15 protein-coding genes are annotated in these 15,459 nt (G+C 60.3%); 5 read left to right on the forward strand and 10 right to left on the reverse strand.

Annotated features, from left to right (window positions below; genetic code table 11):
* Window positions 1-619: 619 nt before the first annotated feature.
* Window positions 620-1,030: a MerR family transcriptional regulator gene (locus GOB93_RS16705; protein ID WP_173584631.1), complete on the reverse strand. Its 411-nt coding sequence runs from the start codon at window positions 1,028-1,030 to the stop codon at window positions 620-622.
* A gap of 69 nt (window positions 1,031-1,099) precedes the next feature.
* On the opposite strand from GOB93_RS16705, the gene GOB93_RS16710 reads away from it, so the two are divergent.
* Both GOB93_RS16710 and GOB93_RS16715 read left to right on the forward strand, forming a co-directional pair.
* Window positions 1,100-1,747, forward strand: a complete 648-nt coding sequence (locus GOB93_RS16710) for a cation transporter (RefSeq protein ID WP_173584632.1) — start codon at window positions 1,100-1,102, stop codon at window positions 1,745-1,747.
* Window positions 1,748-2,055: 308 nt separating this feature from the next.
* Window positions 2,056-4,437, forward strand: a complete 2,382-nt coding sequence (locus GOB93_RS16715) for a TonB-dependent siderophore receptor (RefSeq protein WP_173584633.1) — start codon at window positions 2,056-2,058, stop codon at window positions 4,435-4,437.
* A gap of 70 nt (window positions 4,438-4,507) precedes the next feature.
* Here the strand turns inward: GOB93_RS16715 and GOB93_RS16720 are convergent, their stop codons facing one another.
* The 7 genes from GOB93_RS16720 to GOB93_RS16750 form a co-directional block, all read right to left on the reverse strand.
* On the reverse strand, window positions 4,508-5,005 hold the full coding sequence (locus tag GOB93_RS16720) for a DUF1543 domain-containing protein (RefSeq protein ID WP_173584634.1): 498 nt from the start codon (window positions 5,003-5,005) through the stop codon (window positions 4,508-4,510).
* A gap of 209 nt (window positions 5,006-5,214) precedes the next feature.
* Entirely contained in the window at window positions 5,215-5,850 is a 636-nt protein-coding gene (locus tag GOB93_RS16725) for a hypothetical protein (RefSeq protein WP_173584635.1), read from the reverse strand.
* A 648-nt stretch (window positions 5,851-6,498) separates the two neighbouring features.
* Complete coding sequence (locus tag GOB93_RS16730) at window positions 6,499-7,656, reverse strand: aldo/keto reductase (protein WP_173584636.1); 1,158 nt, start codon at window positions 7,654-7,656, stop codon at window positions 6,499-6,501.
* Window positions 7,657-8,024: 368 nt separating this feature from the next.
* Window positions 8,025-8,519, reverse strand: coding sequence for an SsrA-binding protein SmpB (smpB, locus tag GOB93_RS16735; RefSeq protein WP_173584637.1), 495 nt, complete (start codon window positions 8,517-8,519; stop codon window positions 8,025-8,027).
* Between the two features lie 3 nt (window positions 8,520-8,522).
* Window positions 8,523-9,416 (reverse strand): 4-hydroxy-tetrahydrodipicolinate synthase, encoded by an 894-nt coding sequence (gene dapA / locus GOB93_RS16740; RefSeq protein WP_173584638.1) that lies wholly within the window; start codon window positions 9,414-9,416, stop codon window positions 8,523-8,525.
* Between the two features lie 128 nt (window positions 9,417-9,544).
* The gene (locus tag GOB93_RS16745) at window positions 9,545-10,423 is read right to left on the reverse strand and encodes a prephenate dehydratase (protein ID WP_173584639.1); all 879 of its coding nucleotides are present in this window, start codon (window positions 10,421-10,423) and stop codon (window positions 9,545-9,547) included.
* Window positions 10,420-11,166, reverse strand: coding sequence for a 3-deoxy-manno-octulosonate cytidylyltransferase (locus GOB93_RS16750; RefSeq protein WP_173584640.1), 747 nt, complete (start codon window positions 11,164-11,166; stop codon window positions 10,420-10,422). Before GOB93_RS16750 ends, GOB93_RS16745 begins: the two co-directional genes overlap by 4 nt.
* Window positions 11,167-11,324: 158 nt before the next feature.
* Between GOB93_RS16750 and GOB93_RS16755 the strand changes: the two genes are divergently transcribed.
* Window positions 11,325-11,843: a c-type cytochrome gene (locus GOB93_RS16755; RefSeq protein WP_173584641.1), complete on the forward strand. Its 519-nt coding sequence runs from the start codon at window positions 11,325-11,327 to the stop codon at window positions 11,841-11,843.
* A gap of 253 nt (window positions 11,844-12,096) precedes the next feature.
* Here the strand turns inward: GOB93_RS16755 and GOB93_RS16760 are convergent, their stop codons facing one another.
* Window positions 12,097-12,933 carry an alpha/beta fold hydrolase gene (locus GOB93_RS16760; protein ID WP_173584642.1) on the reverse strand — a complete coding sequence of 279 codons (837 nt, stop codon included), beginning with the start codon at window positions 12,931-12,933 and terminating at the stop codon, window positions 12,097-12,099.
* A 97-nt stretch (window positions 12,934-13,030) separates the two neighbouring features.
* Here GOB93_RS16760 and GOB93_RS16765 point away from each other — a divergent pair, with 97 nt between their 5' ends.
* Complete coding sequence (locus GOB93_RS16765) at window positions 13,031-13,540, forward strand: MerR family transcriptional regulator (RefSeq protein ID WP_173584643.1); 510 nt, start codon at window positions 13,031-13,033, stop codon at window positions 13,538-13,540.
* Here GOB93_RS16765 and GOB93_RS16770 read toward each other — a convergent pair.
* Window positions 13,537-14,229: a type 1 glutamine amidotransferase domain-containing protein gene (locus tag GOB93_RS16770; protein WP_173584644.1), complete on the reverse strand. Its 693-nt coding sequence runs from the start codon at window positions 14,227-14,229 to the stop codon at window positions 13,537-13,539. The two genes, GOB93_RS16765 and GOB93_RS16770, sit on opposite strands and share 4 nt — an antisense overlap.
* 152 nt (window positions 14,230-14,381) lie before the next feature.
* On the opposite strand from GOB93_RS16770, the gene GOB93_RS16775 reads away from it, so the two are divergent.
* Window positions 14,382-15,302 carry an SDR family oxidoreductase gene (locus GOB93_RS16775; RefSeq protein ID WP_173584645.1) on the forward strand — a complete coding sequence of 307 codons (921 nt, stop codon included), beginning with the start codon at window positions 14,382-14,384 and terminating at the stop codon, window positions 15,300-15,302.
* The last annotated feature ends 157 nt before the right edge of the window (window positions 15,303-15,459 follow it).

The raw sequence follows: 15,459 nt of genomic DNA on the forward strand, positions 1-15,459 counted from the left end.
CGCCGCCGCGACGCCCGTCATCGTGGCCGCCGCCCGGGCCGCCACCGCCGCCTGGGCCTCTCTGGGCGTTCGCGACGACGGGCGCCACGGCCATGGTCAGACCCATAAGAAGCGCCATGGCGCGATTCATCCTGATGGACATCGAAATCTCCTTGTTTGCCGGGACATCAGGCATCCTCTGATGTGGCAAAAATTAGCCGGTCTCGTAACAGACGGTGGAGGTTATGGGCGTTCTTGCGGGAGTAAGCCATCCCCCGTGGGATGTGGCGTGGTTCGGGGGTGTGCCGGCGTGTTCCTGCGGGGGTGGGAATCGGGATGTTTGCCCGGTGATGCGGGCGGGTCGGGGGATGTGGTGGCGTCGGGTTGGGGAGTGGTTTTCTGGGGCTGGTGCGATTCTTTCAGGTGTTATGCTTCCGGATAATGTTTCCTGAGGATTCAGAGACTGTTTCAGAGTCCTGCCTGTGAAACCGCCTTCAGATTATAAAGATATTTCGGATGGATGTTTCAGAAAGCTTCAGGAGACGCCGCCTTTTTGAAAAAAGGCGCCCCCCGGAAACTTTTAGTGTTTTTTATCAATGGATTCTGAGAATTTTCCGTTAAGAGCCGGACTGAGGACATATCATTGTGCCGCGCCCGGACCGAGAGCGTCGATGATCCTGCATTCTCCGATTTTGCCATGCTGACATTGCTTCAGAAGCTCACTCAGTTCCTGCCGCAGTGAGCGCAGATCGCGGATCTTGCGGTCAATTTCCATGACATGTTCGCGGGCGACAGCATCGACCTGTTCGCAGGAACGGTCTGTGTGGGCCGCCAGATCCAGCAGCACCCGCACCTGATCCAGAGGAAAGCCCAGTTCTCTTGCGCGGCGGATAAAACGCAGGCGGCTCAGATGCTCCTGTGTGTAGACACGGTAATTCCCGGCGCTGCGAGGCGGAGCGGGAAGAAGGCCGGCGCGTTCATAATAGCGGATGGTTTCGACTTTCGTGTCGGTTATGCGGCCCATATCTCCGATTGAAAGCGTTTGCGGCATTTTGTCTTGACCCTGTAGTGGCTACAGGGCGGATATGGGATGTTTTCTGCCATTTGCTGAGAGCGCCCCATGCCCTGTTGTCACGATTCCTGCTGTCCGGATGTTGCGGCATCGGCCACGGGGAAGGAAATCGCCCGATGGAGACGCGCGCTCTGGGCTGCTCTGGTGATCAATGCCAGCTTCTTTCTGACTGAGATTGTGGCAGGGGTTTTGGCGGGTTCCGCTTCCCTTCAGGCCGATGCGCTCGATTTTTTCGGAGATTCAGCGAACTATGCCATCAGCCTGGCGGTGACCGGCATGGCGCTCATCTGGCGAAGCCGGGCCGCTTTGTTCAAGGGGATGACGATGCTGGTGTTTGCCCTGTGGGTTCTGGGCAATACGTTCTGGCATGCCTGGGCCGGAACGCTGCCTCATGCCGGGGCCATGGGGCTGATTGGCGGCCTGGCTCTGCTTGCCAATGGCGGTGTCGCGCTGATGCTTTATCGTTTTCGCGGTGGTGATGCGAATATGCGGTCCGTCTGGATCTGTTCCAGGAATGACGCCATTGGCAATCTGGCTGTTCTGCTGGCGGCTTTTGGAGTGTTCGGCACAGGAACGGGCTGGCCCGATATTATTGTGGCCTGTGTTATGGGCGGCCTGGGGCTGTGGGGCGGACTGCAGATCGTTCGTCACAGTATAGTGGAGACCGGCGGCCGGAACGCTGAGGTCACGGCCTGAAGCGCTGAGCCATCTGCTCTTGCGCAATCGGCTTCCGTTCAGAGGCAGGACGACCGGGGCAGATATACCGGGACGTGGGCATAGCGCCGGGCCTGTCCCTGCGCGGGGCACTTCTCTGGTCTGACAGGTGAAACAGTCTTATGCGCCATTCATCATGAATTCGGCGCAGGTGTATTATTCTGGCATCACTCTGTGATTATATTCATTCATATACAGGTTTATGCACGGTCGTATATGGACAAGCCTGTCCCGGGCCTGGCAGAAGGGGGGCAGCTTCTGTTCTTTCATATCGCGGACCCGCCAGATCCATGCACGATCGTTTTTCTTCCTTTTTCGTCGCCGGAACGTTTGGCGTCTTTCTTCTGACCACTTCGGCGCTGGCCGCGACGCCCGCTCCTGTGCAGCAGGGCGTGCCGGCCGGGAAGACTGCTGCGAAAAAGGCTCTTCCTGCAAAGCCTGTAACGAAAACGGCGTCCGCCAGAGGGGCGGCCACCACGGCGCCGATTGCCGGTATTCTGGATGGTTCCAACGGCGAAACGGTGACGGTTCACGGACGTCATGCCGCGGATGGCACGGGCGCGAAGTATATGAACAAGGTGGTTTATCTCGGGCCGCTGGGGAACCGGGATACGCTGGATACGCCTTATTCCGTCATGGGTGTGACGCATGACGTTGTGGTCAACCAGCAGATCCGCAACCTCAACGATCTGGCGCAGTATCTGCCTTCCGTGCAGCTGGAGGTGCGTGGCGATCCGAATACGTCCCGGCCGCAGTCACGCGGGTTCGAGGCGGATGTGATTTCCAACTCCCGTCTGGACGGGCTGAATGTGGTGTCCACGACGCCTTATCCGGCGGAATGGATCGACAACCTGCAGGTTCTCAACGGGCTGGCCGGGGCAATGTACGGGCCGGAAAATCCGGCGGGTGTGTTTGAATATACGCTCAAGCGGCCGACGGACCGGCGGACGGAGCGGCTTTCGGTCGGGGTGGATTCCATCGGCACGCCGACGGTCAACGGCGATATTTCCGGTCGCGCGGGCCGGAACGGGTGGTTCGGTTATCGTCTGAACATGCTGCACGCCGATGGCACGGCCTATACGCAGGGCAGTTCGATCCGTCGCGAGATGGTCAGCGGCGATTTCGACTTCCATCTGGACGACAAGACGGTGATCGAGGTTGACGCCAGCCACTATAACTATGACCAGCGTGGCGATGCGCCGGGCTTTGGCATTCTGGCGACCGGGGTTGGCGGGGGGAAGCTTCCTGAAGCGCCGGATCTGAGCAGGCGGCTGGCTCCGGAGTGGAGCGGCTATCATATGGAAACCAATACGTTCCTGGCCAAGATCAAACATCAGATCAACAAGGACTGGAGCTTTACGCTGGGCGGGCTTTATCAGGACGCGGCGCGGCAGGCCTTTGGCGTGGCCGATACGCTGTGCGATGGCAGCAAGACCTGTGGCGGGCTGAAGGGCAGCGACGGCTGGTACAGCTCGAAAGCGACGGCGACGACCACGGCGGATGATTTCCGGGTTGGCAGTAACATGGCTTATTTCAACGGCCGTGTTCACACCGGGCCGATCACGCATGATCTGGTCATCGGCACCAACGGCTACATGATGGGGAATTACAACCCGGTCGCGGCGGTGACGAGCGCGCAGAATCTGGGGGTCCACAATATTTACGGGGCCACGCAGAACAACGGCGAGCAGCCATATTATCGCGGGCGGTATAAATCCAGCAGCATCACCAGCCAGTCCTTTATTGTGGGCGATACGCTGAAGATCAACGAGCACTGGTCGATCATGGGCACGCTGTCCTGGAGCTGGATCAATCAGGAAGGCGCGCTCAACGCCACGAGTCCGATGAGAAAAACCTTTGATACGTCAGCGGCTTTCAGCCCAACGACCAGTCTGATGTATAAGCCGACCGAGAATCAGACGATCTATTTCACCTATGGACGGTCGGTTGAGGCCGGTCCGGTGACGCCGAACAGCGCGAGCTATACCAACACGAATATTGCGCTGCCTATCGCGCATTCCGAGGAATATGAGGTCGGGTACAAGCTGCGTTTCAACAAGATGCAGTTCAACGTTGCCGGTTTCCGGATGACCTCGCCTTACGCGATGTATGTCACTGCGACGGACCCGACGGGCTGTGCGGCCGGGACCAACTGCCAGACGTATCAGTATGGCGGGACGCAGCGGAACTATGGTGTTGAGGCGCAGGTTTCGGGCGAGGTGCTGCCGAATCTGTCCGTTCTGGCCGGCATGACGTGGCTGGATGCGGAGCTGGTTCATGCGGCCTCTCCGGCGCTGAACAACAAGGAAATTGTCGGCGCGGCGCCGTTGCAGGCGAGTATGTTGCTGGATTACCGGCTGCCGGCCTCGCTGGGTGAGTTCGCGTCGGGCTGGGCGTTCAATGCCGGGGTTCATTACATGGGCAACCGTGCGGCGAACGTGACCAACACGCTGCATACCGGGTCCTATACGACGCTGGAACTGGGCACGCGCTACGGCTTCCATGTTGCGCGGTTCCCGTGGGTTGTTCGTTTCGGGGTCAGCAATGTGACGAACGAGCGGTACTGGGCGTCCGTGTATACGGGTGCGCCGAGCGGCACGTCGGGCGCGGCGTCCAGCCTGTATGCGGGGCTGCCGCGGGTGTATCACTTTACGCTGTCGGCGGAGTTCTGAGGGGGGTTGTTCCCCGGTTTTGTCTGACAGAGCCTGTGTGGTTACGGGTTCTGTCAGTTTCTGATTATATCTAGATTTTATTGTATCCCTGCCATGCGGCGCTGACCGGCTTTCCTTTTTGCTGCGGGGTCAGGTGGATATACAGACCGCCGATCTGTTCGAGCGGGATACAGTCATCCACTTCCATGAAATTGTCTCTGTGACGGTGGCTTAAGCCGGGCAGCAGGAGGGTTCTGGCTTTCGCTTTTGCCTCACTGGCGGTTGCGGCGACCAGGAACGTGAAGTCGTGCTCTTCTTTCAGGGCGCCTTTGTCGTATCCGCCCATATTGATGAAGTACAGTTTTTCCTTACTGACCGGTTTTTCTTTCGCGACTGTCACGGCGAAGCCGTCTGCCCAGTCCACGATGCCCCAGGCGTCTATGTGGAGGGAGTCCCGCGTGCCGAACCATCGTTTCACGAGGGCGGGATGGGCGTCTTCCGGCTTTCCGGCCACGGCGAACTGGACATCGTGCACTTCGATGTTTGCGCCGGGCGCTGAGCCGCCGAGGTAGAAGATGAAGAGGTTCATGCGGGGGGAGCAACGGGGGGGTGTGGGGGGATGGGTGTGTCATGGGTTTTTGGGAGATGGCAAGAGCGAGGCGGAAAATAGGATTTCGGACAGTTTATTGATAATAGAAGACAATCATCAGGTCGTCTGATTATCAGCCACCTCAAATGATCTGATGCCGACCGCATGATGGATCGCACGACGAGTCCAAATTTTCTATGTGCCGCAGATCAAAATACTCCTCTCATCCCACGCCACGGCTGCGGAAAATCTTCGTCAAGCCGCATGCATATTTCTTCCGCCGTCAGGTTATCGAACCTAAAAACCTCGTTTCCCATTATTAGCTCGCCACCGAGATTTTTTTTGAAAAATTCTATGAGCCTGTTTTCTTCTTTAACAGTTGTGTTTGATGCGAGACGAATATATTCTTGATAATTATTATCATTACGGCGTTTGCGTGGGTAAAAGAAGAAGGCGCGTACCCAAATCGCGTTCAACGGCCTCCAACGCAAAAGAATATCATATTCGTCTTCCTGCGGCTTTTCCGGACTCGCATGGGATAGCAACCGCCGGTAGATGCTTCCGAAACCGTATTCGTCCGTGCCTCCGGCTCCCAGCTTAAAAACCCTCGGGTCTTTCTGTGATTGAACGACGTAAACGCCGCGCGCGTTCTCTTTCTCCTGCATTTTCTCAATAATGGACCTGCGGTCTCCACTTCTGCCGAGCTTACTGACTATATCTCGCTCCCAGCACTGCATAAATTGGTTGGACATATCTGACCTTACCGAAAGGATTCGTTTGTCGACCAATGCGACTTTCTCTTTATAGTCAGGAGAAATCAATAGTACGCGGCCTTCTCCAAACACTATCGTCCCGTAAATCTATAGATTTATACAGTTTTAGATTTCGGTCCCCTTCTTTGAGCCAGAAGATGAAGCTTGCGGCAATGTGGATTGCGGACATATCGAAGTATAAGCGTACTGATCGTATCCGATGGCAACATCGTTGCCAGTCTTTCAGCTTTGCGAACATGTTTTCGATAAGGTGGCATTTTTTACAGAGCGGCCGGTGTGCCGAGTCAGGGATTCGGAAACGCATGACTTTGCCGATACTGTCATGGGTAAGGCGTTGTCAGGATTCCGCTTCGGCTGAGGTGGAATGACGGGGATCATTGCCATGGGCGACCATGCGGTAAGCGTGACCAATGCACTGTGTTTCGGGTTTCGCACGATGCCGGAGCCGGGCGCGCGTTATGGCTTCCTTGTCGCGCGGTTTCCGTGGTTGTTCGTTTTGGGGTAAGCAATTGGACGAAAGAGCGTTACCGGGCGTCTGTCTGTACAGGTGTGCCGGGCAGTATGTCGGGAGCGGCATCGGGCCTGTATGGGAGTTGCCGTGGGTATGTCACTTTACGCTGTCGGCAGGGTTCTGAGTAGTTTTCGGGGCGCTGCCCCGCGTCCCGCAAAGGGCCGTGGCCCTTTGATCCCGGTTTGCCGGGTGATGAGGTGACGGGGGAATTATGCGACCGGGGGTGTGGGGGCGGATCGGGCGATCAGTTTCTGCTGTTTCAGGTCGTTCCAGAAGGCTTCGGGGATTGAGACTTCCATGGAGCGGGCGTTGGCCTGCATCTGGGCGGCGTTGCGGGCGCCGGGGATGACGGCGGCTACGGTGGGGTTTGCGATGGCGAACTGGAGGGCTGCGGTGCGGAGGTCGACGCCGTGCTGTCTGGCGATGGCGTTCATCTTTTCACGCTTTGCGGGCATGCCGGCGGGGATGGTGCCGGCGTAATCGTAGCGGTTGCGGCCGGCGGCGTAGCCGGCGTTGAGGGGGGCGCCTATGACAGCGGAGATGCCGCGTGAGGCGAGAGCGGGGAGCGTGTGTTCCAGGGCGTCGTCGTGGCGCAGGATGGAATACTGGGTTGCCAGCAGGATGATGTCGGGATCGCCGATTTTGATGGTGCGCAGGGCGGCCTGCGGGGTGTTGATGCCGAGGCCCCAGGCTTTGATGAGGCCTTCTTCACGCATTCTGGTCAGGGCGGGGATGGCGCCTTTGGCGGCCTGATCGAAATACGTTGTCCAGCGCGGACCCATGTCTTTGTTTTCGGGCGAGAGATCGTGGATGTAGACGATGTCGATGCGGGAGAGGCCGAGCCGTTGCAGGCTGTCTTCGATGGAGCGGCGGACGCCGTCGGCGCTGTAGTCGTAGCGGTAGGTGAAGGGGGACGGGTCCTGCCACATCGTGCCGGGTGAGGGTTGTGGCGCAGCGGTGAGCAGGCGGCCGACCTTGGTGGAGAGAACGAATTCGTCGCGGGGCTTTGTGTGCAGGAAGTGTCCGAAGCGTCGTTCGCTGAGGCCGAGGCCGTACCAGGGCGAGGTGTCGAAATAGCGGACGCCGCTGGCCCAGGCGGCTTCGAGCGCGGCTTCGGCGTCTTCGTCCGTGTCGGGAGCGAAGCCGTTGCCGATGGGGACGCCGCCGAGGCCGATGCGGGTCGGAGGGCGGAAGCGCTGGCCGGGCTGGGTGGTGTTCTGCGGGAGAGTGTTCCGGGTGACGGTGCCGAGGGTTGGCGTGACATCTCCGGCGTGCTGTGTGTCCTGGGCCTGTCCGGAGCGGGGCATGAAGGACGCGGCGGCGCCGAGGGCGGAGAGGGCAAGCAGATTGCGTCGGGTCGCTGTCATGGGGGCCTCGCGTAAGGGATGCCGAGGGTTAATGAGTGCCGGGGGTGTGGGGTTTACTGCGGAGGGTTGGGTTTCACGGGATCGTGTTGCCTGGGGCAGGCGTGTTCTCAGGGTGCTGCCCTGAAACCCGGCAGGGACCGTCACGCGACTGCGTGCTGTGCACGACGCCCCCTGCACCCCTTTTGTTAATAAACCGGGATCAAAGGGCCTGCGGTCCTTTGCGGGGTGCGGGGCAGCGCCCCGAAAGGCTCCCCTGCCCTGCCCGTCAGAGCAGATCCGGTTTGAATGGATACATTCGAACTGGCGAAGATGCTCGATAAACAATGAGTTAGAGCAATTCCACTGAGCCAGAGTTCAGTGGAATTGCTCTAGTCTTCGCGACCTTTGTTGCGGATGAGGCGGGCTTTGTCGCGCTGCCAGTCGCGTTCGGCGATGGCGTGGCGTTTGTCGACGTTTTTGCGGCCTTCGCCGAGGCCGAGGGTGAGTTTGGCGAGGCCGCGGGCGTTGAAGTGGATGTCGAGCGGGACGAGGGCTGCGCCCTGCCGGGCGACGGCGCCGAGGAGTTTTTCGACCTGCTTTTTATGGAGCAGGAGTTTTCTCGGGGCGCGGCTGTCGAAGCGGGAGAGGACGCCGCCCTGGTATTCGGGGATGTAGCAGTTGAACAGCCAGAGCTCGCCGTTGCGTTCGCCGGCATAGGCTTCGGTGATCTGGGCGCGGCCGGCGCGGAGGCTTTTGACTTCCGGGCCTTTCAGGACCAGGCCGGCCTCGAAGGTTTCGAGGATGGTGTAGTTGAAACGGCCTTTACGGTTCTGCGCGGCGATGCCGTGCGAGATGAGGCCGGTCTTCTTTTTTGGTGCTGCCATAGGTCAGTCGAGCAGTCCGGTTTCGGTGAGCGCGGCTTTGACGATTTCACGCGAGGCCGTGGTCAGGGGGGCGAGCGGCAGGCGGCAGGTTTCACCGGCAAGACCAAGCAGGGAGGCGGCGTATTTGGCGGGCGCCGGGTTGCTCTCGCAGAACAGGCCGTCGTGCAGGGGCAGGAGGCGGTCCTGGAGGGTGATGGCCTCTTTCGTGCGGCCTTCCTGCCAGGCGGTCTGGACCTGGGCGCAGAGAGAGGGGGCGATGTTGGAGGTGACGCTGATGACGCCGTCGCCGCCGGCGGCCATGAAGGAGACGGCGGTGCCGTCCTCGCCGGAGAGCTGGTTGAAGTATTTGTTGCGGATGGCGCGGCGGACCTGGAGCGGGCGCAGCAGGTTGGCGGTGGCGTCTTTCACGCCGATGATGTTGGCGTTCCTCGCCAGCCGGGCCATGGTTTCGACGGAGATGTCGATGACTGAGCGGCCGGGAATGTTGTAGAGCAGCACAGGGATTTTAATGGCGTCGGCGACGGCGCTGAAGTGCCGGTAGAGGCCTTCCTGCGAGGGCTTGTTGTAATAGGGCGTGACGATGAGGACGGCGGAGGCGCCGGCGGCTTCGGCGTGTTTCGCGAGGTCGATGGCTTCCGACGTGCTGTTGGAGCCGGCGCCGGCGATGACGGGGACGCGGCCGGCGGCGATGCGGATGGTCCGCTCGACGATGGTGTGGTGTTCCTCGTGAGAGAGGGTCGGGCTTTCGCCGGTGGTGCCGACGGGCACGAGGCCGGAGATGCCCTCGGCGATCTGCCATTCGACGAAGCGGTCGAAGGAGGCGAGGTCGAGGGAGCCGTCCCGGTTCATCGGGGTGATGAGGGCGGTGAGCGCGCCTCTGAACATGGCTTCGGTCATGGTCTTTCTTCCTGATGATCCGCCGGACGGACCCTTATAGAACGGACTCTTATATTGGTTGCCGGGTATGCCACGAACAGACGCGGCTGTCAGGTCGGGAGACCGGATGTCTGCTGCGCGGCGTATCCTTACCCGGCGTTCTGCAGTCTGAACGGTGACTGCGGGTAGCTGCCGAGGATGAGGAAACGCTCAGAGAAGAATTCCAGTTCGGCCAGGGCGCGTTTCAGGTTTTCTGTTTCCGGGCCGCCCTCGACGTCGAGGAGGAAGCGGGTGGCGGCGAAGTTGCCGTCGACCATGTAGCTTTCCAGCCGGGTCATGTTCACGCCGTTGGTGGCGAACCCGCCGAGGACTTTATAGAGCGCGCCGGAGACGTTGCGGACACTGAAGACGACGGTGGTCATCAGCGGGCCGGCGTCGGTTTTCAGCGTCCCGCTGTTCAGGGGGGCTCGGGCGGCAATGTAAAAGCGGGTGGTGTTGTGGGCGGCGTCCTCGACATTGCGGCGGAGGATGGTGAGGCCGTTGAGTTCGGCGGCGAGTTCCGAGGCGACGGCGACGTCTTCCGGGCGACCCCAGGAGGCGACGAGTTCGGCGGCGCCGGCGGTGTCGAATTCGACGACGGGGGTGAGGCTGAGCTCGCGGATCAGGTTGCGGATCTGACCCATGGCGACGGGGTGGGTATGGACGCGCTGCGCCTGGGCGAGCGTGGTCCCGGGGACGCCCATGAGGCAGTGTTCGACGCGCTGGAAGTGTTCGCCGACGATGTGCAGGCCGGAATCGGGCAGCAGGGCGTGGATATCGGGCACGCGGCCGGCGAGGCTGTTTTCGCAGGCGAGCATGGCGAGGGCGGCGCGGCCGTCATGCACGGCGGCGATGGCGTCGGCGAAGGTTTCGCACGGGAGAGTTGTCCAGCCGGGGTATGCCTGACGGCAGGCGAGATCGGAATAGGCGCCGGGGCGGCCCTGGAAGGCGATGGTGCGATCGGAGGTGGTTATGTCTGGGGTGGTCATGACCCCTGCCCTTCCAGCATTCGGCGGGCTCTGTCCAGATCCTGCGGAGTGTCGACGCCGAACGGGGCTTCGGCGATGCGGGCGCAGCCGATGGTCATGCCGGCTTCGAGGGCGCGGAGCTGTTCGAGGCGCTCGCGTTTTTCGAGCGGGGCTTCCGGCAGGCTGACGAAGCGGGCGAGCGCGGTGCGGCGCCAGGCGTAGACGCCGACATGGTGCCAGCGCGGGCCATCGCCCCAGGGGATGGGCTGGCGGGAGAAATAGAGTGCGCGGGCGGTCTGTGCAGTTGCTGGTTCGAAGGCGCAGGCGACTTTGACGACTGAGTCCGTGTGGGCCTCGGTGTCGTCGCGGATGGGGGCGACGAGGGTGCCGATATCGGTGGCGGGGTCTTCGAGCGGGCGGAGGGCGGCGCGGAGGGTTTCCGGGTCGAGGCCGGGGAGATCGCCCTGGAGGTTGATGACGATGCGGCTTTCGCCTGCCGGGTCGATCTGCTGCGCGGCGGCGTGGACGCGGTCCGAACCGGAGGGCAGGCCGGGCTCGGTGAGGACGGCTTCCGCGCCGGCTTTTGTCACGATCTCCGCGATTTCCGGGTCTCCGGCGGCGACGATGACGCGGCCGACGCCGGCGTGGCGGGCGCGGTCGACGACGTGGAGGATCATGGGGCGGCCGGCGATGTCGGCGAGGGGTTTTCCGGGCAGGCGCGTGGAGGCCATGCGGGCGGGGATGATGATGAGGGGGGCGGTCATGGTGTGCGGGGTTTACCTGGTTCCCGGCGGGTGTCTGCCGGTGGCTTCACAGAAAGGGCGGCGCACTCTAGAAAAGCGCGTACTTCGTGGCAACTGTGCGGCCGTCGGGTCGTTTTCTGCCGTTTATCGTTTTTGATCCGTTATGTTTCGGGATGGGCATGGATTTTCAGTCGGCCAATCGTGGCGCTTTTGCATTGCTTCTGACGGCTGTGGTTCTTTCGGTGAGCTGGGTCACGGGGGCGATTGTGGTGCCTTATGCGGTGCCGGCGAAACCGGGGGTGGAGATTCCGTCCTCCGGGGAGACTGCTGAGTCCCCTGCCTCGCCTGCGGCGGCTGCGCCGTCAGCGGCTCCGGCTGTGGTGGCTGGCGGGGATGCGGCGCATGGCGGGGCGGTGGCGCAGCAGAGCTGTGCGATGTGTCACACGATGACGGCGGATGCACCGGACACGGTGGGGCCTAATCTGTTCCATGTTTTCGGGCGGAAAATCGGCGGGAAGGAAGGGTATTCCTACTCGGCGGCGCTGTCGGGGCATGGGGGGCAGTGGGATGAGGCGACGCTGAATGCGTGGCTGACCAATCCGGCGGCTTTCGCGGCGGGGACGCGGATGTCTTTTCCGGGGATCGGGGATGATAAGGACCGGGCGGATGTGGTGGCGTGGCTGAAGACGCTGCGGTGATGGTGGGCTGAGGCTGGTGGCCGGACGGGGTGCCGGGTTTGTGTGTCTGTGAAAAGTCGCGGTAAGTAATGCGGGTTTGTCATTCGTAATTTTGGATAGTCTGCTTTCGTCTTCATTACAGACACGACGTCTGTAAGCGGCGTTATCGTAAGACCGACCTTTCGGGGAAAGTTTCACAACAGTCATCAGGCAGGTAAGGCGACAAAGTCTTCACCTGCCTGATGGAAAGATTAACATCGCTGCGGTACACGCTTCATCCGGTGATGAACGCCAGAATATCGGCATTGATGATGTCTGCATGTGTTGTGTGCATGCCATGCGGATAACCGGGATAGATTTTCAGCGTGCTGTTCTGAAGCAGCCTGTCCTGGAGGATCGCAGCGTTTCTGTAGGGCACGACCTGATCGTCGTCACCCTGCAGCACAAGCACCGGCACTGTGATGGCCTTCAGGTCTTCTGTCTGGTCGGTTTCGGAGAATGCCCTGATCCCTTCATATTGCGCCTTTGCACTGCCCATCATGCCCTGACGCCACCAGTTACGGATCGTCCCTTCGGAAATTTCTGCACCGGAGCGATTGAAGCCGTAGAACGGACCCGTGGGCACATCGAGAAAGAACTGCGCGCGACTGGCCGCCAGCCCCGCACGCAGTCCGTTCAGGACCGCGATCGGTGCGCCTTCAGGACTGCGATCCGTCTGAACCATTAAGGGCGGCACGGAGCTGATGAGAACGGCCCTGGCGACGCGCCCCTGCGGCTGACCATATTTCGCGACATAGCGGGCGACCTGCCCTCCACCGGTCGAATGCCCGACATGGATAGCGTTTTTCAGGTCGAGATGTTCGGCAACAGCCGATGCGTCCGCCGCATAATGGTCCATGTCGTGCCCGTCGCTCACCTGCGCCGAACGTCCGTGGCCGCGACGGTCGTGGGCGATGACGCGAAATCCCTTGCTCAGGAGGAACAGCATCTGCGTGTCCCAGTCATCGGCGCTGAGCGGCCATCCATGATGGAAGACGATCGGCTGAGCCTCTTCCGGTCCCCAGTCCTTGTAGAAAATCTCTGTGCCGTCGGATGTCGTTACGAATGGCATGATACGTCTCCCGGTCAATTCAGGGCTGGATATTGCTCAGACGCTAACGTTGAACATAAGTTCAGCGTCAAGGTGAATCTGGAACGGGAAACCGGATATGAGGATCGGGGAACTGGCGCAGAAAAGTGGTCTTACGACGTCCAGAATCCGGTTCTATGAGCGCATCGGGCTGCTGAAGGCGGTCGACCGCCGGCTCAACGGATACCGAACCTATTCATCTCAGGCCGTGACCATTCTGGGTCTTATCACAACGGCGCAGAGAGCCGGGTTTACCCTGGACGAAATCCGCGCCCTGCTGCCCTCTGATCTGACGCATTGGGATCATGCGGCCCTGACAGGTGCCCTGACGCGCAAGGTTGCGGATATTGAGGCACTTCAGGTTCGTCTGGGCCAGAGCAAAGCGCAGTTGCTGCGTCTGATCGAAGATATTCAGGCGCGACCTGAAGATATGGACTGCGCGGCCAATGCCCGTCGTGTCCTGACGAATGTCCTTGCAAAGCACACCGAAGACCTGACTGTCACGTCGGACGATGTCCGTCTTCCGGACAGGACAGACCGCCCGCTGTCGTTAAAGCCCGGTGCTGGCAGAAAAGTTGTCTCCCGTTAAAGTCTGTTCAGGAGAGCTGCGACTTTCCTTGCGGTTGCCCGGGCGGATAGCGGGTTCTGACCCGTTACGAGCCTTCCATCCGCCACGACATAGGGCATGAACGGCAGCAGAGCCTTTTCGTAGATTGCTCTCCGCGCTTTCATCTGCGCTTCCGCATTATAGGGAATCTCGCGGGCGACGCCTGCCAGCCTCTCTTCGGTCCACGAAAATCCGGTCACTTTCCGGCCGGAGACCAGAAAAGAGCCGTCTGCAAGCCGGGTGTTCAGCAATCCGCAGTAACCGTGACAGACAGCGGAGACAACGCCGCCTTTTTCCCACAGCGCCCGGGTGACGGCCTGCAGACCTTCGTTGTCCGGAAAATCCCACATCACGCCATGACCGCCCGTGAAGAAGATCGCATCGTAATCGCCCGGATCGATGTCCGCGGGGCGGCGTGTTGAAGAGAGCAGGGCCATTTTTGCCGGATCGGCCAGCCAGGCTCTGGCGGAGGCATCGCGCATTGGCCATTTCAGTGCACGCGGATCAAGCGGAACCCTGCCGCCTTTTGGGCTGACAATACGTTGCTTATAACCGCTGGCGGCAAATACGTCCCAGGCATGCGTCAGCTCCGACAGCCACAATCCGGTCTGATGAGCCGAACTGGCAAAATGAGAAATGTTGGTGGCAACGTGCAGGACGTGACGATTCATGACTGGCCCCTTTCAGTGCGGCAGGGTGTGCCGGCGCCTTTCGTGTAACGTTCGAGCCTGATTGAAGGTCAATATGTCCTTTGACATTAAATCCGACTTCAACGTTAGCCTGTGTATCCCATCCCTGCGGGACAACGCGGAGACTGAGACGCATGCAAACGATCCTGGGCGCGAATGGTCAGATTGCCACCGAACTGGCGCGGATATTGTATCAGCAACATACGGGCGACCTTCGGCTCGTGAGCCGCAATCCCCGCAGGGTTAATGAACACGACAGCCTCGTGGCAGCGGATCTTCTGGATGCGGGGCAGACGACAGAGGCGGTGAAAGGCAGTCAGATCGTTTATTTCACGGCTGGCCTGCCCCCTGACAGCAAACTCTGGGAAGAGCGGTTCCCCGTCATGCTCAGGAATGCGTTGCAGGCGTGCCGGATGGCGGGCGCCGGCTTTGCCTATTTCGACAATACTTACATGTATCCGCAGAACAGCCAGATCCAGACGGAGGAAACGCGCTTTGCTCCGGCCGGGCGGAAAGGGCGGGTCCGGGCCATGATGGCGTCCATGGTGCTGGAAGAAATGGCACGCGGAGACATTCCCGTGCTGATCGCCCGCGCACCGGAATTCTACGGTCCGGGGAAAACGCAGAGCTTCACCAACGCCCTGATCATTGACAGACTCAAGGCGGGTAAAAGACCTCTGGTTCCGGTCCGTGACGATACACGCCGGACCCTTATCTGGACGCCGGATGCGAGCCGCGCGCTGGCAACGCTGGGCAATACACCGGGTGCTTTCGGGCAGACGTGGCATCTGCCATGCTGCGACGAGCGGCCGACCTATAAGACATTTGTCGACATGGCGAGCAGGATTTTTGGTCGAACACCTTCTTATTCGGTCATCGGTAAATGGCCACTGATCATCGCAGGCATTTTTTCAAAAAAAGTAAGGGAAATAAGGGAACTGTTGCCCCGTTATGAGCAGGACAATCTTTTTGACTCAACGAAATTCAAACGTCATTTCCCTGAGTTTTCCGTGACGACATATGAGGAAGGTCTGGAACTGATCGGGAGGGAATAGAACGACGGATACCACCCTCATGCCAGACGTTTGGAAATCGAAAAGTGATTTCCCTGACAGGCCATGTAACCGCATAGCCTTCAGGCTGTGACGCGATTCATGAAATCCTGTAAAAAGGGAAAAACACGTTCAGGCATGTCTTCAAGTAACGTGTGCC

It is taken from the genome of Acetobacter musti, from assembly GCF_011516835.1.
Classification (GTDB): Bacteria; Pseudomonadota; Alphaproteobacteria; order Acetobacterales; family Acetobacteraceae; genus Acetobacter; species Acetobacter musti.